General features: G+C 42.2%; 13 protein-coding genes. 6 read left to right on the plus strand and 7 right to left on the minus strand.

Translation table 11 applies throughout. The features are described from left to right. Nucleotides 1-156 precede the first annotated feature (156 nt). On the plus strand, nucleotides 157-2,061 hold the full coding sequence (locus IT970_RS11155) for a propionyl-CoA synthetase (protein WP_269216525.1): 1,905 nt from the start codon (nucleotides 157-159) through the stop codon (nucleotides 2,059-2,061). Between the two features lie 182 nt (nucleotides 2,062-2,243). Next, nucleotides 2,244-2,813 (plus strand): DUF2799 domain-containing protein, encoded by a 570-nt coding sequence (locus IT970_RS11160; protein WP_083202730.1) that lies wholly within the window; start codon nucleotides 2,244-2,246, stop codon nucleotides 2,811-2,813. On the opposite strand, the gene IT970_RS11165 is transcribed toward IT970_RS11160, so the two are convergent. Both IT970_RS11165 and IT970_RS11170 read right to left on the minus strand, forming a co-directional pair. Further along, nucleotides 2,799-4,481, minus strand: a complete 1,683-nt coding sequence (locus IT970_RS11165) for a sensor domain-containing diguanylate cyclase (protein ID WP_065978602.1) — start codon at nucleotides 4,479-4,481, stop codon at nucleotides 2,799-2,801. The genes IT970_RS11160 and IT970_RS11165 overlap by 15 nt on opposite strands. Nucleotides 4,482-4,593: 112 nt before the next feature. After that, nucleotides 4,594-5,910: a DASH family cryptochrome gene (locus IT970_RS11170; RefSeq protein WP_065978603.1), complete on the minus strand. Its 1,317-nt coding sequence runs from the start codon at nucleotides 5,908-5,910 to the stop codon at nucleotides 4,594-4,596. A gap of 244 nt (nucleotides 5,911-6,154) precedes the next feature. Here IT970_RS11170 and IT970_RS11175 point away from each other — a divergent pair, with 244 nt between their 5' ends. Continuing rightward, nucleotides 6,155-7,792: a hypothetical protein gene (locus IT970_RS11175; protein WP_118844494.1), complete on the plus strand. Its 1,638-nt coding sequence runs from the start codon at nucleotides 6,155-6,157 to the stop codon at nucleotides 7,790-7,792. On the opposite strand, the gene IT970_RS11180 is transcribed toward IT970_RS11175, so the two are convergent. Beyond that, nucleotides 7,789-8,262 carry a VOC family protein gene (locus tag IT970_RS11180; RefSeq protein WP_036966768.1) on the minus strand — a complete coding sequence of 158 codons (474 nt, stop codon included), beginning with the start codon at nucleotides 8,260-8,262 and terminating at the stop codon, nucleotides 7,789-7,791. The two genes, IT970_RS11175 and IT970_RS11180, sit on opposite strands and share 4 nt — an antisense overlap. A 124-nt stretch (nucleotides 8,263-8,386) precedes the next feature. After that, complete coding sequence (locus tag IT970_RS11185; protein ID WP_162898043.1) at nucleotides 8,387-11,947, minus strand: ImpA family metalloprotease; 3,561 nt, start codon at nucleotides 11,945-11,947, stop codon at nucleotides 8,387-8,389. 223 nt (nucleotides 11,948-12,170) lie between these two features. On the opposite strand from IT970_RS11185, the gene IT970_RS11190 reads away from it, so the two are divergent. From IT970_RS11190 to IT970_RS11200, 3 genes are all read left to right on the plus strand, one after another. Further along, the gene (locus IT970_RS11190) at nucleotides 12,171-12,995 is read left to right on the plus strand and encodes an alpha/beta hydrolase (RefSeq protein WP_118844496.1); all 825 of its coding nucleotides are present in this window, start codon (nucleotides 12,171-12,173) and stop codon (nucleotides 12,993-12,995) included. Nucleotides 12,996-13,468: 473 nt separating this feature from the next. After that, entirely contained in the window at nucleotides 13,469-15,838 is a 2,370-nt protein-coding gene (locus IT970_RS11195; protein ID WP_118844497.1) for a TonB-dependent receptor domain-containing protein, read from the plus strand. 131 nt (nucleotides 15,839-15,969) lie between these two features. Continuing rightward, complete coding sequence (locus tag IT970_RS11200; protein WP_065978607.1) at nucleotides 15,970-16,878, plus strand: alpha/beta fold hydrolase; 909 nt, start codon at nucleotides 15,970-15,972, stop codon at nucleotides 16,876-16,878. A 48-nt stretch (nucleotides 16,879-16,926) separates the two neighbouring features. On the opposite strand, the gene IT970_RS11205 is transcribed toward IT970_RS11200, so the two are convergent. The 3 genes from IT970_RS11205 to IT970_RS11215 all read right to left on the minus strand — a co-directional run bounded on the left by IT970_RS11205 (nucleotide 16,927) and on the right by IT970_RS11215 (nucleotide 20,692). Then, nucleotides 16,927-18,294, minus strand: a complete 1,368-nt coding sequence (locus IT970_RS11205) for an alkaline phosphatase PhoX (protein ID WP_065978608.1) — start codon at nucleotides 18,292-18,294, stop codon at nucleotides 16,927-16,929. A 325-nt stretch (nucleotides 18,295-18,619) separates the two neighbouring features. Beyond that, a complete protein-coding gene (locus IT970_RS11210; protein WP_196857335.1) occupies nucleotides 18,620-19,738 on the minus strand; it encodes a GGDEF domain-containing protein in 1,119 nt (372 codons plus the stop codon). A gap of 504 nt (nucleotides 19,739-20,242) precedes the next feature. Then, entirely contained in the window at nucleotides 20,243-20,692 is a 450-nt protein-coding gene (locus tag IT970_RS11215; protein WP_196857336.1) for an Lrp/AsnC family transcriptional regulator, read from the minus strand. Between the last annotated feature and the right edge of the window lie 5 nt (nucleotides 20,693-20,697).

A 20,697-nucleotide genomic window follows, 5' to 3' on the forward strand; every position in this document is an offset into this window, starting at 1 on the left:
AACAACCCTATTATCGCCTCTCAGGCCTTGATTAAGTGCAGACCAAGGTCGCATATTATTTAACCAAAAAAGCGCCTACATTTTAAATATCCACGCTCCCACGTGATAGCACTTAACATTGCATCTTCAAGGGGAGCGGATATAAATCTCTCACAAATAAAGTATAGGAGCCTCTTTATGTCGGGCGAATATCAACAACAATATCAACAGTTTCAGCGCGATCCCGGTCAGTTTTGGCTTGAGCAAAGTAAACGTATTGCGTGGTTTAAAGCCCCCAGCGCACCGTATCAAAACGATGAAAACAATTTTTATCATTGGTTTGCCGATGGCACGCTTAATACCTGTTATTTAGCACTTGATCAGCATGTAGATGCCGGTTTCGGCGAACAAACAGCATTAATTTACGACTCACCCGTTACAAACACAAAACAAAAAATCAGCTACTCAGAATTGCAAAGTCGCGTTGCAACATTTGCAGGCCTAATGCATTCATTGGGCGTTGGTAAGGGTGATCGCGTGGTTATTTATATGCCGATGATCCCCGAAGCGGTTATTGGCATGTTAGCGTGTGCACGACTAGGGGCTATTCACTCGGTGGTTTTTGGTGGTTTTGCACCCCACGAACTTGCCGTGCGTATCGATGATGCAAAGCCTAAACTTGTGCTTAGCGCATCATGTGGGGTCGAAATCAATCATGTCATTGAATATAAGCCACTGCTTGATGAAGCCCTTGAAACCGCAAAGCATCATGTTGAACACTGCATTATTTACCAGCGTGAACAAGCAAAAGCCGATATGCAAGCAGGTCGCGATATTGACTGGCAATCGGCCAGCGATGCAGCCGATCCTATAGAGCCTGTCGCAGTAAATGGGGATGACCCGCTTTATATCCTTTATACCTCAGGTACCACAGGCACGCCAAAAGGCGTGGTGAGAGAAAACGGGGGGCATGCAGTTGCAATGCATTACAGCATGGAGACGGTTTATGGCATGAAGCCGGGCGAGGTCTTTTGGGCGGCTTCCGATATCGGGTGGGTAGTCGGTCATTCATACATCGTCTATGCACCTCTTATTTATCGCTGTACCACCGTTTTATATGAAGGCAAACCCATTAGAACGCCCGATGCCAGCGCATTTTGGCGTGTGGTAGAAGAGCACAAGGTAACCGCGTTATTCAGTGCACCTACCGCATTTAGGGCTATCAAAAAAGAAGATCCGACAGCCGAAGGCTTTAAAAAATACGATACCTCCTCGTTAGAACGCTTATTTTTAGCCGGTGAACGCCTTGACCCTCCGACGTATGAGTGGCTTAAAGAGCACACGGGATTACCGGTGCTAGATCATTGGTGGCAAACAGAAACAGGCTGGGCCATTGCTTGTAATCCAATTGGCATTGAGCAGCTAGGCACAAAACCTGGCAGTTCAACGGTGCCCACACCGGGCTTCGATGTGCAAATTTTAGATATGAATGGTGAGCGTTGCGCACCAAATGAAAACGGCGCGGTTGTAATAAAACTGCCTTTACCTCCGGGTTGTTTACCCACTATCTGGCAAAATGACGCGCGCTTTAAAGCGGGTTACTTGAGTGAGTACCCTGGTTATTACCTCTCTGGTGATGGGGGTTATATTGATGACGATGGCTATTTATTCATTATGGGCCGAACCGATGATGTCATTAATGTTGCGGGTCATCGCCTATCCACGGGGGAAATGGAAGAAATTGTCGCGGCTCACCCTGCCGTTGCTGAATGTGCCGTTTTTGGTGTAAGTGATTCACTAAAAGGGCAATTGCCAATGGCGATGATCGTTCTAAAAGATGATTACCTCGGTGATAGCAAAGAGGTTGAAAAAGAGTTAATCCACGCTGTTAGGCATCAAATTGGCGCAATCGCCTGTTTGAAAAATATTCTACATGTTGAACGATTACCTAAAACACGTTCAGGGAAAATTCTTAGAAAAAACCTTCGTCAATTAGTCGATGGGGAAGAATTAAACATTCCATCTACGATTGATGACGCCTCTATTTTTGACGAGATCAACCAACAACTAAACAATCGCTAAATGCTTTTGTAATGTTACCAAAGGCCTTTTAATAAGGCCTTTATACTCTATTAAAAGCCACGCTATGTATTATTTACCCTACCGGCAATAAGCTGCTTTAAAATAAAACTAAACGTACCCAAAAAACGAATAACACGCTAAACTTATTGAACTTATTTCGTATTTTTATGAGCCTTAAACACATGAAAAAATGGCTTTACCCTCTTTTGCCTTTGGTTGTTTTAACGGGTTGTACATCACTGAGTAAAGATGAATGTTTGCAAGCAAATTGGTATGGCATTGGCTATCAACATGGTGTTAATGGCACCCAATACCAAGATGGCGTAAATGCGTTAGCACAATGCAGTGAGTTTGGCGTGCGTGCAGACATAAGCGAATATAAATCGGGTTATGATCAAGGCCTCAATGTGTATTGTGAACCCGAAAACGGCTTTACGTTGGCCATGCAAGGCATGCCTTATAACGGCGTGTGTAACAGCACTGCGTTTCGTAAAGCATGGCAAGAAGGTAACGACCGTTACCAAGTACAGCAACGACTTATTGATATCGATGATCGTATAGAAGAAATTGATCGTCGGCTACATACTATTCGTGCTGAACTAAACAGTAATCAGCTCGATAATCAACAGCGTAAAAACCTCTACCATGAGCGTAAAAGTTTAGAAGATGAACGTAATGACTTGCGCAAAGAACGGGCGCTATTGCCGCTACTCAATAAACTGCCCAGTGTTGAAATATCAACCGAATGGTAACGATTTTGGTATCGATTTCATCTTATACATTTGCTTATCAGCCATGGTAAGCAACTCTTTCACATTTTTGCCATGATGCGGATACAGCGCAATACCAAAACTTGCGCTGACAGGCTGGGCAGTGGCATAGTTTTTTGCAATTACTTCCACCGCTTTTTGACAACGCAATGCAATTTCTTCGCATACTTCAGGCTTTGCTAAACTAGGTAGTACAATCACAAATTCATCACCTCCTATGCGTGCAAGAATATCTTGCTCACGTAGCTGTAACGCTATCTGCTGGCTAATCGTAAGCAATAAACTATCGCCTTGTTCATGCCCAAAGGTGTCGTTAACCAATTTAAAATTATCAAGATCAAGGTAAATTAACGCAAACTTAGGGTTATTTGCCGTTGTACTTTGCGTGATTGCACGTAACTGAATATCTAACCCTCGCCGATTAAGTAACTTAGTAAGCGGGTCTTGATTAACCAGCTCAGTTAATAATTGACGTTTTTCAACTGCCAGCGAAATATCATCAAAGGCACCTATGTAATGACTTACACATCCTTTTTCATCATATAAAGCATCGATAGAAAGCAGCTCTGGGAAAATTTCGCCCGATTTACGCTTGTTCCACACCTCCCCCTGCCAGCGACCTTTACTCAGTAGTGTTGCCCACATTTGTTGGTACACTTCTTTTCCTTGTTTTTTAGCTGAAAGTATTGCTGGACTTTGGCCTACCACTTCAGATTTACTGTATCCGGTTATTTGTTCAAATGCGGGGTTAACATCGACAATGCGTGGCTCTGGGGTTGTAATTAAAATTCCTCGACTGGTGGTTGAAAAGACGGCGGTTAACAATTTTATTTTTTCATTACTCGTCACTTCTTCACTGACATCTTCTAAGTAACCATTCCACTCAAAACAACCATCATGGCGCGCAATAGGCGACGATTTACCTTCAACCCATATGAGCCCTTTTTTTGGGTGATTTACCCGATAGATTTGATGCCAGTCACATAATTCAACTCGCGAACGCTCAATACTTGTCAGCACACGAGGCAGATCATCAGGGTGTATTACCTGCATGGCAAAAGCATCAGACTCTTTCAATTGGTCTGACGTACAGCCATAAATTTCTATTACTTTTGACGTTGTGAAAGGAAATGAACCGTGACCTTTTTTATCTATTACGTACTGAAAAACAAGGCCCGGTAAGTTATCAGTAAATTTTTGCAGTTTGTTATGTAAAGACTCTATTTCGCACTCTTTTCGCCACTGATTGGTTATATCTATGTGAACGCCAAACATCCATTCAGGATCCCCCTCTTCATCCCATGTTTGCACTTGGCCTTTGTCGAGTACTTTAATCCAGTGCCCTTTTTTGTGCTTCATTCTGACTTCGCATATATAGCGCTCAGTTTCGCCACTAAAATGGGCTTGAAGGTGTCGATGCGATTTTTCGAGATCATCAGGGTGTGCATGCGCAAGCCACGTATCAATAGATACCGGCTGTAAGTCAGCTAAACTATAACCAATAATTGCCGCCCATTTTTCATTAAAAATGGTTTCACCTGTTTTTATATTCCATAGCCATATCCCCGCATCGCTACTATCAAGTATAAGCTGGGCGATGTCTATTCCGAGCTTCGACTGGATCCCCTCGTATCCTTTACTAAATGCCATAGTTAACCTTTTGAGTTGGATCACGGTGAAAAAGTAAGCCTTTATTTCTATTTTAGATAACAAAATAAAAAAAGACTAAAAATGACATTTAGATTTTTGATTTAAATTAAAATTACTCATTTAAGGGCCAATCTGCAGCATCGTATATATCAACAACACGACTCACTGTTTTATCACCCTGCCATTTGCGAATATAACACCCTGTTGGGTCATATAATGCCGTTTGCTTATTAATGTGGAAATGACGCCCACCTCGCGGATCCACGCCAACTCCTGCAATATATTGCCAGTTACCCCAGTTCGCAGCGACATCATAGTCAATGAGCTGTTGCTCAAAGTAAGCCGCTCCAAAACGCCAGTCAACCGCAAACTCATTGACCAAACAACTGGCTGCAATTTGCCGCGAACGATTCGAAATATAGCCCGTCTCATTGAGCTCATGCATTATTGCATTTACCAGTGGAAAAGGTGTGGTTCCTTGGCACCAAGATGCAAAACGTTGACTATTAAATGTTGTTAGCGGCGCCGTTTTTTTCTGGCCTTTAAAGCGAAATAGCTGTCTGCCAACATGCTTTGCATGCCACTTAAAATACTCACGCCAGAGTAATTCAAATTTAATCCAATACGTTGACTCATTCGCACCATTTATATGCTCATAATGTTCAACCTCAGCATACACTTGTTTTGCACTAATAGACCCACCCGCAAGCCACAAACTAAACTTAGTCGTGTTACTGAAGCCGTCTAATTCATTACGTGTTTCTTTGTAGCAGGCCGGTGCGGGCGATGAAAAATAGTGCTGGCAATGTTGTTGAGCAGCAAACAAGCCACCAGACACACTTTCAGGCTCTGTCACTGCATCTGGGATTGGTTGAGCTGGGCAAAGCTGCACTGGGTGTGGCAAACGCGAAACCGCATCACGCGGTGCAGCAATAGCCGCAGGTTCTGCTTCAACTTTTTTACGAAAAGCCGTGAAATTTTTTGGTAAATCGGCAACTGAGAACGGTAAATCAGGTGCTGTAAATAAAGTGTCTTGCTGGTAGGTTTTAATGTCAAGTTCTGGGCATAACTCAGTTATTTTTTTAAGCTGTTTTTGCTCGTAATAGCCCACTTGCTCTGTACAGACAAGCGTTGAAATACCGTGCTTTTTTATACGCTCGTGAATAACCACTTCGGGCTCACCTGTGACCACATGTAAGGTTTGCCCAAGCGCCTCCACAGCGTTAGAAAAAGCCTGTAGGCTCTGTATTAAAAAACGATATCGATGCTTACCAACAGGCCGTTGTTGATAATTGCTTTGTTTAAACCACCTAGGCTCAATCACATAAACAAGGTCAAGTTCACCATTAAAGTGTTCAAGTTCAGATAGTATGACGTTATCACTAATTCTTAAGTCATTTTGCAGCCAATATAAAACACGCTTTTTCATTGTTTACTCTATTAGAAATCTTAATAAATCATACGCAAGCCAGCCTTTTACCGATTAATTTCACGCTAACGCATTATCTAAATCAAAAGTTATCAAGCTCTTACAATCTTCAACTAAGTTTCAGTTTTAGTTAAGTTTTTCTTAAGTTAGTTCTTTTATGCTTTCAAAATGAAGCGTTTTTAACGACTTAGGTTGATGTAGCATGACAACCTCATCGCTAAGTATTAAGTAGGCATAGTTCCAAATGTATAAAATAACACCTGTTTTATTATTCACATGCACTGCTACAGGGACAGCTTATGCAAACGAGCCTTTAAGCTTAGATGTCGTCTGTGAGGTAAAAAGCAAACCCACTGCTGAGTTAAGCGAAGACAAAGACATCACTGTTGATAAACTCAACATTGATACACATACTATTTTTGATCCAAACGATCCTGAAACGACCGCCCTACACCGCTTTATTAACTGGTTACACATAGATACCAAAAACAAAGTTATCAGTGAGCAAATTACCTTTAAAGAAGGTGAGCAAGTAAGTGAGCGTCAGTTACAAGAAGCAGAGCGTATTCTGCGCAATAAAAAATACTTAAGAGATGCCAAAGTTAGCTATACAAAAGATTGCCTTGTGGATGAGCCTAAAGTTGTACAAATAGATACCTGGGATACCTGGAGTTTATTACCAACCGTTAATTTTGGGCGAAGTAGTGGCAACAATAAATACAGCTTGGGCTTTAAAGAAGAAAACTTTTTAGGATACGGTATTCGCGCATCATTAAAGTATAAATCTGATCACGAACGTTCGGGCTTCCATTCAGTACTGCAAATGCCAGTACCTTGGCAGCCTCATGCGACCCTCACTTTACAAGCTGATGATTACGATGACGGGCAAGTCTTTTTAGTGGATTATCATCAGCCTTTTTATCAACGCAGCAGTGACGCACTAATGCGCTACTTTGCACAATCTCAAAAGCAAAAAAGTTATATCTATCAAAATGGTATAACTCGTTCAGAGTTTTTTACTGATGAATTAATCGCCCAGTTTGCCTATGGTGGTATTTTATCGCAAGACAGTCAGCAAACCTTCCACTGGCTTGCAGGGATTGACTACCAAGATGTCAGCTACCGCCCTTTTCAAACAAAACCTTTACTTGCAGGTCTCAACGATTACAGCATTGCTGCACCTTGGCTAGGATTGCATTGGTTAGAAGACAATTACGCTGTGTTGCACGATATTGACCTAATAAACCACAATGAAGACGTTAACCTAGGCTGGGAGTTAAACTCAAAGTTTGCCATCGATACGGTTAATTTGGGGCAAGGCTTTTTATTTGATACTAACCTCACCAAAGCGTGGTTTAACAATAATGCCTTGTATCGGTTTGCCACAGGGGTCAAAGGCAATATTGGTACAGAGCTTGATGACCGCTTAGCTATTTACTCAAAAGCGCAAATGAACTATCGCTGGTCAGATTCATTTGCCTTTTATGCGCATTTAAATGGTCATTGGCAAAACCATGAGTTTGCAGATAAACCGCTGGCTGTAGGCGGTGAAGAAGGCATGCGTGGCTTCCCTGAAAGTTACCAACATGGCACTTCAAGCGTACAAGCAACCGCTGAGCTAAGAATGTACCCAAATATCAATCTGTATCAGTTTGTAGATGTAGGCTTTGTTGGCTTTGTTGATGTAGGCCAAGCATTTGGCAGCACTGAAACTGCGAATATATCAGATTCAATGTTAACCAGTGCGGGTGTGGGTATTCGCCTATATTCATCGCGCTCAAGTAACGACAACGTTATACATATTGACTTTAGTACGCCACTTGGCAGTTACCAAGAGGTTGATTCATGGCAAATAGGAATGTCGGTTGAAACAACTTTTTAAGCATCCTGCTCTTTACTCATCAACTCGCTCATACGCTGCATCAACTCTTGCTCACTGAGGTCTTCTTTGTGTGTGCCTATGGTCCAAATATGACCAAAAGGGTCTTCTAAGGTCCCAGCTCTGTCGCCATAAAATTGATCGTGAACTGGGCGCAGCTCTTTTGCACCCAGCGACAACGCGTTGGCAAATACGGCATCAACGTCTTCAACATACAGCATAATACTCACAGGTGTACCACCAAGCTGATGTGGAGACTTAAACTGCACATCGGGGCACATATCTGAAAGCATGATGTGGGAATCGGCAATTTTAATTTCGGCATGTGCCACGCCACCGTCTGGTAAAGGCATTTGCATCACCAGTTCAGCAGCAAACGCTTGCTTATAGAACTCTATTGCCTTCGTGGCACCTTCAATAATCAAATAAGGCGTTACCGCATGGTAACCTTTAGGTATTGCAGATATAGCCATATTGAACCTCGTGTTGGAACGTGTCTTCTCTAAAGGTAGCAGTTGTTCACAAAATCACTAGCTTATGTACAAAAACGCCCACGAACATTCATGACCGCAGGCGTTTTTTAGCAAGGTTTATTGGTTATTCAGGCCAGCTTTGCTCCCCGTCAACGGCAAGTATAGGATGATTAAGCGTTGTGCAATAGCCTGTCGCAGAAGAAGCAAAATAAACATCACCCAACACCGTGTAGCCTTTGGATTTCACTTGCTGCCGTGCTTTATCTGAGGTTGTCATGCCCCACATACTGAAGTAGTCGCTCAAATCGAGCTCTGTTACTTCTGACAACGCTATTAATAGCCAATCATTGTTACCTATGCTCTGTGCCTCCGACAGACTGTAGTTCGAAAAACCAAGCCCATCTTTTTGTGCCTGCCAATTAGCATCACTGTTATCAGCTAGATTAAAAGCCCGTTCAATAATGTGTAAACGCGGATACAGATGCCAGCCGTTTTCAAGCGTATTGTATGCCTGTGCCGCCATCATAATTTGTAAGTAAATTGCATGGCTTTGTGACCACTCTGACATCGCCAACTCTTGCATATAAGCATAGGGATTAGCCGTTTGCTGACTGGCCTGTAAGTGATTAAATAAACCTTCAAATGGCAAGTTTTGACACGACGCCGAGAATCCCGTTTCATCTTCAAATTTAGACTTACTGTAGTAAGAGTAAAAATTGGTATTGGAGTGACCACCAAAGCCTTCGATACGGAATCGGTCTTTTTCAAGACCATGGCCTAACTCATGAATATCGCCATGCCCAGTCGGATTAAAATTCCACCCCGCGTCATACGGGTTACCCGAGCAGCCCCAGCCGCATGTGGGTTGGTCGGCATTCATGTGCTTAACAATATCAATGGTCTGTATTTCAAGGTTGCGTGCGCTGGCAAAGTCATGAATTTCGGTAACTACATCAATACCAGGGCCTTTAAAACCCGCTAATACATGCGGGTAGTTATGAGTATAACGCTCCACGGCATAGGCAAAGTCAGAGGCAATTGGCCAGTAACCTTCGTTGATCGAAATACGCATTTTCTCAAGCTTTGAGTGTACTTCAAAACCGCCTGTTGCTACTTCGGCCCAATCGTAGTCGCCTTTTTCAAGTAGCTCAGCAAAACGTGTATCATCGCTGCTGCTTCGCCAATACGGATGCTCACCAACATTGTTAAATTCAAAGCTGACGTCTAAATCATTTTGATCGAACGCAATTTGAATTGGCCCACCATAGGGTGAGGTAAAGTACACGGTTTCATTGCTTGTCACTGGCACATGCACCGACTGCAATTTAGCGGGACGATTATAACCATTACTGCTCATATAGTGCGTTGCGCCATCACGTAAGGTATTTACAAACACCTTGGTGTTAACGGCTTGGTTGTCGGTGCGCTTTATCGTGAATGTTTGCCCGGGCAGCGCATACACACCTGTTGAGCGAAAATGCGCTTTACTTTGCATGTTTACTGTCACGCTTTTTGGCGTTACATGGCTAAAGTCACTGCGGCTAAAATTTCCCATATCACTTTGGGTTGGGTTCACTTTACGCACATTTAATACCGCATGATCAGCAAATAACGAGCGAAAAAAGGCATTATTATCAGTACTAAGCTTATCCATCGGAAAACGCACATCTTGGCGATAATGATCGCCAAGCAGCGCTAATAATTGATAAAAGCGATAGCCTTGCTCTGCAAAAATATCGGTTTTTGCTTGGTCAAAGCCTCTAAATAATGAGTTCACTTTAGTGGCTGCATCGCTGAATTGTTGCTGGTACTGACTATCACTCGGACAACTACGGTTATCACAGGTGCTTAAATCTACAGTGAATTCACCTGTTTTAAAGCGGTTCAATAGGGCTTTAATGGCGAGCACATCACTCGGTAGGCTGTTGCTGATTACACTTGGGTTCCATTCTGCGAGTTCTAATCGGTGCCAATAGTTATCACCAGCAACACTGACATGGAATAACTCAAACAAGGCGTTACCTAACGCTGTTTGACTACCATCGCGCTGAACATAAATCACGGCAATATCATTCGCTAGCGCCTGCTTTACTGCTGCAACCACATTATCAATATTTAATCCTTCGCGTTCATGCTGAGAGATAATTAATATATCGGTGTCATCAGTTAAACATCCCGCTAAGGCATCGTTATCACAGCTGGCTTTCTCGTTATACCGAACTCGGTCCTTGTAATGCGTATCGAACCATTCTCTAGTGAGAATGCGGTCTTGAAAATAATAGCTCTGATCAAGCTGTGCCATTACAAGGTTAAGAGGCTGCTCTTCAGTTACTTCTCTGCCTGCAAGCCAGCTATGGCTGTTTTTCAAAAAGCTGAGCATTTGCTCATTAATCGTGTTGCGATACGGGTTACTGCCGAATACGAGGTAGCGGCCGCGCTGTGCATCACTGCTACCCACCACGGCGAGGTTTCTTACTTTTGCTTCATAACCTTCTTGCCAACTATTATTGGTTAACAGTACGGGCTCATTAAATGGATAAGTGGCCCTTAACAGCGTTGCATCCCATGTTGGATACCAGCTTAGTGCATCCAAGGGTGACTGTGTGTCTAAACCAAATAAACGATTTTTAATCGTTTGAAAGCGCGCTTTGTGAGTGTCAATTTCATTCAGTGCCGCATCAAGTAATAAATCACTGTTTGGCACATCAAGGGCGTTTCCCGATGCAAGAGCTTGTGCCACATAACTTTGCACTATGTTTAACACAAATTCATAGTTCGCGTGTTCACGTGAGTCACTGGCTGTGATAGTGAACCGAAGTTCACCTACATCCTCATCGCTAGGCGTGCCCGATAAGGTATTTGTTTGCGCATTAAAGCTAAGCCATGCCGGTAAACCTGCCACCGTTAGGCTTACCTCATCATTGTCAGTGTCATTATGGGTAAGCGTTAAACTAAATGCGTTTTCTGCACGCGCCTCTGCAGCGAGTGGTCTGATGCTAGGCAATGAATTAGCGCGAGGGGTCACAGTAAATATTTGCTCAGCAAGCTGCGATACTTCGCCATCTGAATAACGAAAACGAATGAGCTGCTCGCCACGGTCAGTAAATGCAGGCGTTCCCGAAAAGCGCTGAGTGTTATTATCAAAAATTAACCAATCAGGCTGTGCAACGTCACTCACTATAATCGTATCGTTTTGTGCGTCGCTAAATGTGAGCTGATAAGCGTAGGCTTGGCCTTCATTCGCATTAGCTGGCGTTGAAGTAAGCGTTGGCGATGTGTTTTCTTCCCGCGCTTTCTCCACCGTAATATCAATCAACAGCTGTGCTGATAACTGCCCATCCGATACATTAAACTCTATGTTTGAGAACACGCCTGCCTGCTCAGGTATACCGCTTATCGCCCCCGTTGCTTTATCAAAATTGACCCAATTAGGTAAGTTGCTCACCGAAATTGTGAGTGGATCATTATCTGGATCAGACACTTGTGGGTTAAAGTTTAGCGTATCGCCGACCTTTAACGTTTGTGACTGCCCACTGATTTGAGGTGCTTGATTTTGCGGTGTTTCAGTGACCGGAGGTGTAACGGGCGTTTCTTGTGGCTCTGAACCACCGCCACACGCCGTTACTAAAGCGAGTATTGCTGTGCTTAAAAGCGCATGCTGGTATGAAGAAAAAGGTTTGCTCATTAATCTTATATTCGATGTATACATTTTTTTAACATTATAAGCGGATGAGCCACACTATTAACTCGCACGAAAGACGTAAATTGACAACGCTATCAAAACATTTTCAAAAAATAGCCGACTCAAGTAAGTTCTGAATTTTCTGAGTGTGCGTCATGTATTAAAATAACCTTACTAGGGCTAGTATTAATGAAGGAATAAACGAGCAATTTGAATTTGGAAAACCATGAAATCTATTAGCGTTATATGTATCACTTTATTCTTTTTAATAACCAGCTATCCCACAAAAGCTGACATTGCTATAAACGCCACCCCTTTTGACTTTGCCACAACCCTAAGCTTTAACTCTGAAGTGTTGCATCAAGTTCGCTCTATAAATGTGTATTTGCCGCAAAACTATGAAAAAAATACAGACAAACATTACCCGGTCATTTACTTATTAGATGGTTCTAAAAATGAAGACTTTATTCATATAGCGGGCCTGGTGCAATTTGCGAATTTTTCATGGATCAAAATGATCCCCGACACCATTGTTGTCGGGATAAGTAATATTGATAGAAAGCACGACTTCACCACAAAAAGTAACAACCACTTTGACCAGCAAGAACTTCCAAGCCATGGGGGAGCTGAACAATTTATCCATTTTTTACAACATGAATTAAAACCATTAATCGCCAAAGAGTACCGTACTAACGGCACAGAGACCCTAATAGGTCAATCTTTAGGGGGCTTGCTTGCAACTGAAATATTGTATAATCACAGTGCGTTATTCGATCATTACCTAATCATAAGCCCAAGCTTGTGGTGGGACGATGAGGCGTTATTAAAAAGCCAATTTAAACCAAATCATCCTCCTAAATCGGTGTACATTGCAGTTGGCAAAGAAGGCCATGTAATGGAGCGAGTTGCGAAAGAATTATACAAACAACTTGCTCATTCACTTAAAGACAAAAGCCAAGTGAAATTCCAGTTTTTCTCCGAACATGAGCACGGCGACACATTGCATTTAGCGGTTTATGATGCCTTCAAAGACATCGACTACGCGCGTTGAGTCATCGCTATAATCAGCAATAATACCTGACCATTTGAACTTATAATTTAAGCCACTTAAAACAAAGCGGCTAAAAGCATTACCGTGCAAATATGGCTATCGGTTGTTCGTGTAAGCGCAAGTACATGCCGAGTTCAGTATGTTTTTGGCAGGCTTTGGCATCTCATGTTTTTATAAAACAATTTATAAAGGAATTTATAAAGGAATTTATAACTCATTAAAATTTAAACGTTTAAACAGCGTTTCGTAAGCTTACTCCCCCACTTCATATTTTCAATTACTTTTCTGCCATTACTTTTCTGCAATAAAAGTAATGATAGCTAATTACCCGCTATCAGCCCTTTTTAAATAAGCGCCGTGGAAAGCTGGCTTTAAAACAAGCACTCAAATGCGAATTATTCTTGATCTTATTTGTGTTTTATATACTATAACCGCCATCTTATATGGACTAACAAAAAAAATTGGGATCAACAATGAAATCAATAAGACTTAGCTTATTAACTCTGGCAATTACCGCACAATTTTCAGCAATAGCAGATGATGCAAAGCCTAAGCAAGACATGGAACATTTAGTTATTACCGCCACTGGTTTTGAGCAAAAAGTAACTGAAGCACCTGCAAGTATTTCAATTATCACAAATGAAGATATTAAATCTCACGCCTTTACTTCGGTGCTCGATGCAGTGCAGTATTTAGAAGGCATCGACATTGGTACAACCCGCGACAAAACAGGCCAAGGCAGTGTGAGTATGCGTGGTTTAACAGGTGAATACACCCTGCTATTGATCGATGGTAAACGTCAAAACAACCACGGTGATATATACCCTAATAACTTTGGTGGTAACGCCTTTAATCACGTGCCGCCGGTTGACGCTATTGAACGTGTTGAGGTTATTCGCGGCCCTGCATCGACACTTTATGGAGCAGACGCACTTGGTGGTGTTATTAATATCATCACTAAAAAGCACACTGATAACTGGAGCGGTGCAGTGTCATTTAGCCGTTCATTACAGCAAAACGACGACTTTGGTGATGACATAACCACCGACTTTAGCGTGATGGGTCCGCTTATCAAAGATGTTTTAAGCTTAGGTGTGCGCGGCAGTATTTATGAGCAACAAGCCTCCTCGCCAACATTTGAACCTGCGGTCGATCCTAATGGTGTCGTGCATACTCGCTCACTTGGCTTTGGTAGTGGTGGTCGTACTGTTGATAATACCAACGAACAATACGGCTTTACTTTAACTTACACACCTTTTGATTCTCATCATTTACGGTTTGATTATGACAACTCAAGCCAAGTGTATGACAACACGCCAAGCTACGATATTGAATCAGGCACTATTACTTACCCTTTAGGCACTAAAGATAATATTGAATCTATTTGGCAAGACAGCCGCGGTCAGGTTAATCCACGTGCAGGTTATGCCGCCGATCAAGAGTTTGACCGTGAGTGGTGGTCATTTAGTTATGATGGTGAGCTTGAATGGGCCACTATTAAAGCGTCGGTATCGTATGTTGATACGCAAAATAACGGCCGCACTTTGCCTCTAAGTGTTAGTGAGCGTATAGAGCTGCAAGCTATGTACGATGGCACTGGCGAATATGAAGGTATGGATGAGCAAGCACGTAAAGATTTAGCCGAAGAAACATTCTTACCCCGCCCAGCTCGCCCACTCGAAAGCAGTCAGTACACGTATGATTTACGCTTTGATATTCCAATCACTGGCGGTTTTGGCAGCCACAATTTAGCGATTGGTGGTCAGTTAATTGATGGTGAGTTAAAAGATGGTGTATTTGGTCTTGAAAGTGACCAAGCCGGTCAAGTTCAAGAACAAAACATGTACTCGGTGTTTGCCGAAGATAACTGGATGGCAACCGATAACTTTACTTTCACTTTGGGTGCCCGTTACGACGACCATGATGTATTTGGCAGCCAAGTATCACCCCGCGTGTACGCTGTGTACAACTTATCCGACACTTGGACTTTAAAAGGCGGTGTTAGCACAGGTTATAAAACCCCACAAACAACCGACCTATACGACGGTATTACTGGTTTTGGTGGTCAAGGCACCAGCCCATTTGCTGGTAACCCAGACTTAGAACCAGAAACCAGTGTTAACTCAGAAATCGCGCTTTATTGGACATCACTTGAAGGTGATCACAACATCAATGTCACTTATTACAACACCAAGTTCGAAGATAAAATAGCCCGCGGCGACACCATTTTAAGCTGTGAGCAAACCAATGGTGTGCGCCCGTGTGTTAACTTAGGCCAATACGATCAACTGGGCTATGACAGCTACAGCCAAAAAATTAATATTGATGAAGTTGATCTACAAGGTGTTGAAATTGCAGGCCAATATACACTAACCAACACGGTGTCAATCAATGGTAACTACACATGGACTGACAGCGAACAAAAGAGCGGACCAGAACAAGGCAAACCATTAACTAACAGTGCTGAGCACATGGCCAACTTAACGCTAAACTGGGAAGCCACCGACTCAATCAACCTTTATTTACAAGGTGTGTATCGCTCAGATCGTTACCGTGGCTGGGATAACGTGCACGATAAAGCGCTGTATTACAAAAACTATAACCTACTTAATCTAGGTGCACAGTTCTATGTTAATGAGTACGTGCAAATTAATGCCCGCGTAAACAACCTACTCGACGAAGATTTCACCTCTTATAGTACGAGCTATACCGACTTAAATGGGGATGGTGAGTACGAGTACCTAACAGGTCGTGGCGTAGTGAGTGAAGTCACTTTCACTGATGACTACAACGTAAAAGATAAAAGCCGTAATTTCTGGATTGGCGTTACCGCTTACTTCTAATATTTTTCTCCCTGAATATAGGCAGCACTCACTGTTGTGCTGCCTACTTCGAGCAGGTCATCCGACTGTCACTAAACTGCCAACAATGCCATTTATACTTCATTAACCTGCGTAAGCCTGTTAGTTAAAGAATGGAAAATATTCTCACAGCCAGCGGTATATCTATTAGTTACCAAGATAAAGGTGACCTTGATGCACCTGTGATCATATTAATTATTGGCTTAGGCGCACAATTTACCGTGTGGCCAGAGGCCTTGTATAGTGGTTTAGTAGAAAAAGGGTTTAGAGTAATTCGCTTTGATAATCGCGATGCAGGGCTGTCATCATCGCTCGATGAATTAGGCAAACCAAGCCTTATTAAACATTGGCTGAGCCGCCGTTTACCGCTACGCACCCACCTCCCCTACTCATTAGATGACATGGCCCGTGATGTAAAAGAGTTGATGAATGCACTTTCTATCAAACAAGCGCATTTAGTGGGGGCATCAATGGGGGGCATGATTGCACAAATAGCTGCTGCAAAGTACAAAAAGCGCGTACTCAGTTTAACCACCATTATGTCGAGTAGTTCACCTTGGTCGTTTTCAGGTTCGAACATTAATTTACTCATAAAACTAGCTAAGATACAGCCACGAAACCGAACTAAAGAAGCCGAAATAAAATACAACGTACGCCTTAATCAATTAATTGGCAGCCCTGCTTACCCGCAAGATGAATGCGCTTTGTATGAAAACGCAAACCGTTATAGTAAGCGTGCCGCTCATAATCAACAGGGTTTCAAACGCCAACTAGCAGCCATTGCAGCAACCCCTTATCGCGAAAAACTATTGAAAAAAATTAAAGCCCCGACCTTGATTATTCACGGCAGTGCCGACCCTGTCATCCCTCTTGAAGCTGGCATTAATACCGCACTTATAATCAAACGCAGTAAATTAAAAGTGGTGCCCGGCATGGGGCATGATTTTCCACCCGCTTTAATGAAAAAGATGACTAAATGGATAGCAAAGCATGCCCGTAGAGCATCAAAAAAGCTCCGTTAAATAACGCATACTCATTACGAATGAAAAACGTTATGAGCAGCGATTTAATCAACCACTAAACTGATGCCAAGGACCTGTTATGGCGAGTGTTTTTGCTGGTGAGTAAACATTTACAAACAAGGTACTGCCATCGGGCGAAAAACAGGCTCCAGCAAGTTCTGTTTGCGCAACCAAACGCGCAAAATTATAAACCTGTCCTTCAGGAGTCACACCACGTAAGTGATTATCAACCACATCGGTGTATTGATCTTCACAAACAATTAAATGGCCATTTGGTGACACTGTTAAGTTATCGCCAAAGTTATAGAGTGTTTTGCTGGTACTCTCAACAAACAACGATATCTTGCCAGGTTGCTCAGCTTCTTTATTAGTGCCTTCAAATTCTGATGGCTGGTATTTCATTACCTGACCAAGTTGCTTTTTACCGCCATTAGTACAACAAAAATAAAGCTCTTTATCACCCCAGTGAATGCCTTCACCTCGCGCAAATAAAGCAGCGCCTTGCTTAAAGCCACGTAAGCGTAAGTCATCTTTCGGGCTTTCTGGGTTATCTAAGTCAATCCACTCAACATCCAACTCTTGATGCAGTGGCATGGTCTTACTATGCCAGTTACGGCTATCGAACTGTGGTTTCCCTTTAACGACCATTGCTTGTAATTGGCCGCCTTTGTGCAGCTTGCCATATTCGTTAGGAATGAAACGGTAAAAAACGCTGTCACCCTTATCTTCGGTTAAATACACAATACCAGTGCGAGGGTCGACAGCGGCCGCTTCATGATTAAAGCGTCCCATGGCTTTCAATGGCTCAGGTTTAATGAGGCCTTTACTATTGGCAGGCACCTCAAAAATATAACCATGATCTTGATTGAATCCATCGGCTTTGGTGTCGGTTGTTTCTTCACAAGTCAGCCACGAGCCCCAAGGCGTAATACCACCAGAACAGTTACGAATAGTGCCCACTAACGAAAGATACTCTTGCTCTTTTTGATGGGTTTTTAAATTATAAATAATGTGGCTGGTGCCACCAGGAAGTGCGACACCTTCGCGGTTAGTATCGAAGGCGAATGGTGTTTTATGCTGTGCGATACTGGCTTCGGCTTTAGTTAAATCTGTTGGTTTTAATTCGTGGTTACGCACCAAAGCAACACGGTCATTGCCAAGGGCAAGACAGCCCATACCATCGGCTTTGTCGGGAACAGTGAAGCCATCTGACATTTTCTCACCTAAGCTCGAAATAATCTGATAACTAAAACCTGCGGGTAAATCTAATAGCGCATCAGGGTCAGGCAATAAAGGACCAAACCCTTTGATCGTTGTTTGCAAATCATTAAGCGACACTTTGCCAATGGCACTTTTTGATAACCCTAAAAAGGCTAACGTACCCGCCCCTACCAAAAATTCTCGACGTGAAACCATGCTAACTCCAAGCTGAAACCAGCTTTATCATACAAATAAAAAGAGCATTATAAAGCAAAGAAATCATAAAAAGTTACAGTATCACAATCTTCACGAAAATGTCATAAAGCACCTAATAACGACGCTTTAATCACTACGAGTTGTTGATTAGGCACAATAAAATTAAATAACGGTGATATTCCAAACGGCAAAACTAACCATTCACATAGCCAGACTAGCCATTTTATGAATGCGCTTAAAAGTCATCATCACAGTATTGTGAAAAGTTAATGTTCTCTCTAGTGGAGTGTTTCAAACTCGGAATAAGCAATTATTTTCGAGATGCTTATATTTTTGCTAAGTCGCCACAACTCGTTACTTGATTACGACCTTGATGCTTTGAACGATACAACGCATCATCTGCACGTTTTAGTACTGTTTGCCAACTTGTTTCTTGTGGGTTCAACATTGCAACTCCGACACTTACTGTCAGATACACAGTTTCATCGTCTAAAATAAGCGGTGTTTTTGCAACTGATTTTCGAATACGCTGTGCCAATAACTCAACGTCTTGGCCGCTTATGTGGCTCACTAACACAGCAAACTCTTCGCCTCCTAAGCGAAAATATTGGTCATATTCCCTGAGTTGCTGTTTAGCAATTGCGGTTACATGTGCGATAGCTTTATCGCCAAGTATATGTCCAAACTGATCGTTCACTGATTTAAAGTGGTCAATATCAAACACTATAAAGGCTAACTGGGCGTCATTGCGTATACATCGCTTTAGCTCTTTATTAGCAAATACCTCAAGCGCTTTACGGTTATACCATCCTGTTAAATGATCCGTTAAAGAATACTCTCTTAACGCGAGTTCTTTTCGCCAAGTCACCACAACAGAAAATGCTATCGTCAGTAAAAAGTAAAAAGCGATAACCGCTAAACTACCTATGTTTAAAAGTTGATGCTTTTCAATCCATGGCGTATTTTCAATACCTGTCAGTAACAAATAGCCTCTAAATAACTGTTGCGCCGAGAAAATAAACAACAAAATAATGAGCAAGTAATACGCTTTGCCCGCCTCTTCTTTTCGGTGCTTCCAAAGTGCTAGCATCGCCGAAATATCAAGTGCAGCAATCATCGGATACAAAACAACAATACGCAGTTCAATTGACTCATTCATTGCTGGCACAAAATGCATAACAAAAATGCCAACAAAAACGATCAGCACAACCCCCCACATCGAACGATTATATAAGCATTTAGATACGCCACTGAAAAGCGCTGCATGCCCAGCTAAATAGCAAGCATTCGCAAAAGCAGGATGGAAAAACGAAGGAAAATCGACATTAGTCGCGAGAATACCCGATAAATTGGAAGCGAAAAATAATGCACCACACACCAGCCAATCAATTAAATAACTTTCGTTACGACTCGCAATGTACAAAGCAGCCATTGTTAACATCATTATAAAGCTAACCAGTGCCGTACAAACGAGCAATGTGTGGAGATCCATTCTTATTATTATCCCTTAATTAGAATTAGGGGGTGGATAATAAACCAACAATTAAGGCAAGTTCAATAGCCAAACTTAGAATATAATCCTCGAATTGACTATTATTTGTTCTATAGCGTAAAGATATAAAATTGAATATATTTTTCCATAACTTAAAAATAACTTGTTATTTTTATCTAGAGACAAAAGCCCTCTCATAAAAACCGCCTCTATAAAAACAGCAACTTTACATTTAACACGTTGAAAAAAAATGAGTTTAGAAAGCAACGCCATGCTGTACCGGCTAAACAATGCCTAACAAAACAGGGGATTTCTGGACTTTATAAGTAACCTTATTTAACAGGTACATTCTCAACGTATTGATTAAACGTATGAGCAGTCTGCTGTATTCATAGAGTGATTAACATGATTATTAAAATGCTTAAGAGTCATTTATCACTCTTTTAATCTCTCCTATTATGCTCGCTCATCTTTAGGAGACCCCATCACCACATGTGACGTAATGGTTCTTACCTGAGGAATTGAACCGAGCACATCAGCATGAAATGCTTTATATGATTTTAAATCTGCCGTTTCTACCCGCAGTAAATATTCAAACGCACCGGTCACGTTATGACACTCTTTAACTTCATCAATAAACGCGAGTGCTTGCTCAAATGCGAGCTGCGAGCTTGTTGAGTGGTCGTTTAAACCCACGCCTACATAAGCGATAAAACCTAAACCAACAGCGTGATGATTAATCACTGCGCGGTACCCCGAAATTACCCCGAGCCGCTCAAGTTCTTGAACCCTTCTTAGGCATGCCGATGGCGACAACCCCACTTTATCTGCCAGCTCAGTATTTGCTAAACGGCCATCACGCCTTAACTCATGCAATATTCTGTCGTTAATTCTATCTTTCTTCATTTTAA

Origin of the sequence: Pseudoalteromonas sp. A41-2 (genome assembly GCF_015767615.1) — a bacterium.
Classification (GTDB): domain Bacteria; phylum Pseudomonadota; class Gammaproteobacteria; order Enterobacterales; family Alteromonadaceae; genus Pseudoalteromonas; species Pseudoalteromonas lipolytica.

What these genes read in the sequence shown, in the direction of transcription:
- IT970_RS11160 (WP_083202730.1), top strand. Translation starts at nt 2,244, where the DNA reads ATGAAAAAATGGCTTTACCCTCTTTTGCCTTTGGTTGTTTTAACGGGT.
- IT970_RS11165 (WP_065978602.1), bottom strand. Translation starts at nt 4,481, where the DNA reads ATGGCATTTAGTAAAGGATACGAGGGGATCCAGTCGAAGCTCGGAATA.
- IT970_RS11170 (WP_065978603.1), bottom strand. Translation starts at nt 5,910, where the DNA reads ATGAAAAAGCGTGTTTTATATTGGCTGCAAAATGACTTAAGAATTAGT.
- IT970_RS11175 (WP_118844494.1), top strand. Translation starts at nt 6,155, where the DNA reads ATGTATAAAATAACACCTGTTTTATTATTCACATGCACTGCTACAGGG.
- IT970_RS11180 (WP_036966768.1), bottom strand. Translation starts at nt 8,262, where the DNA reads ATGGCTATATCTGCAATACCTAAAGGTTACCATGCGGTAACGCCTTAT.
- IT970_RS11185 (WP_162898043.1), bottom strand. Translation starts at nt 11,947, where the DNA reads ATGAGCAAACCTTTTTCTTCATACCAGCATGCGCTTTTAAGCACAGCA.
- IT970_RS11190 (WP_118844496.1), top strand. Translation starts at nt 12,171, where the DNA reads ATGAAATCTATTAGCGTTATATGTATCACTTTATTCTTTTTAATAACC.
- IT970_RS11195 (WP_118844497.1), top strand. Translation starts at nt 13,469, where the DNA reads ATGAAATCAATAAGACTTAGCTTATTAACTCTGGCAATTACCGCACAA.
- IT970_RS11200 (WP_065978607.1), top strand. Translation starts at nt 15,970, where the DNA reads ATGGAAAATATTCTCACAGCCAGCGGTATATCTATTAGTTACCAAGAT.
- IT970_RS11205 (WP_065978608.1), bottom strand. Translation starts at nt 18,294, where the DNA reads ATGGTTTCACGTCGAGAATTTTTGGTAGGGGCGGGTACGTTAGCCTTT.
- IT970_RS11210 (WP_196857335.1), bottom strand. Translation starts at nt 19,738, where the DNA reads ATGATGTTAACAATGGCTGCTTTGTACATTGCGAGTCGTAACGAAAGT.
- IT970_RS11215 (WP_196857336.1), bottom strand. Translation starts at nt 20,692, where the DNA reads ATGAAGAAAGATAGAATTAACGACAGAATATTGCATGAGTTAAGGCGT.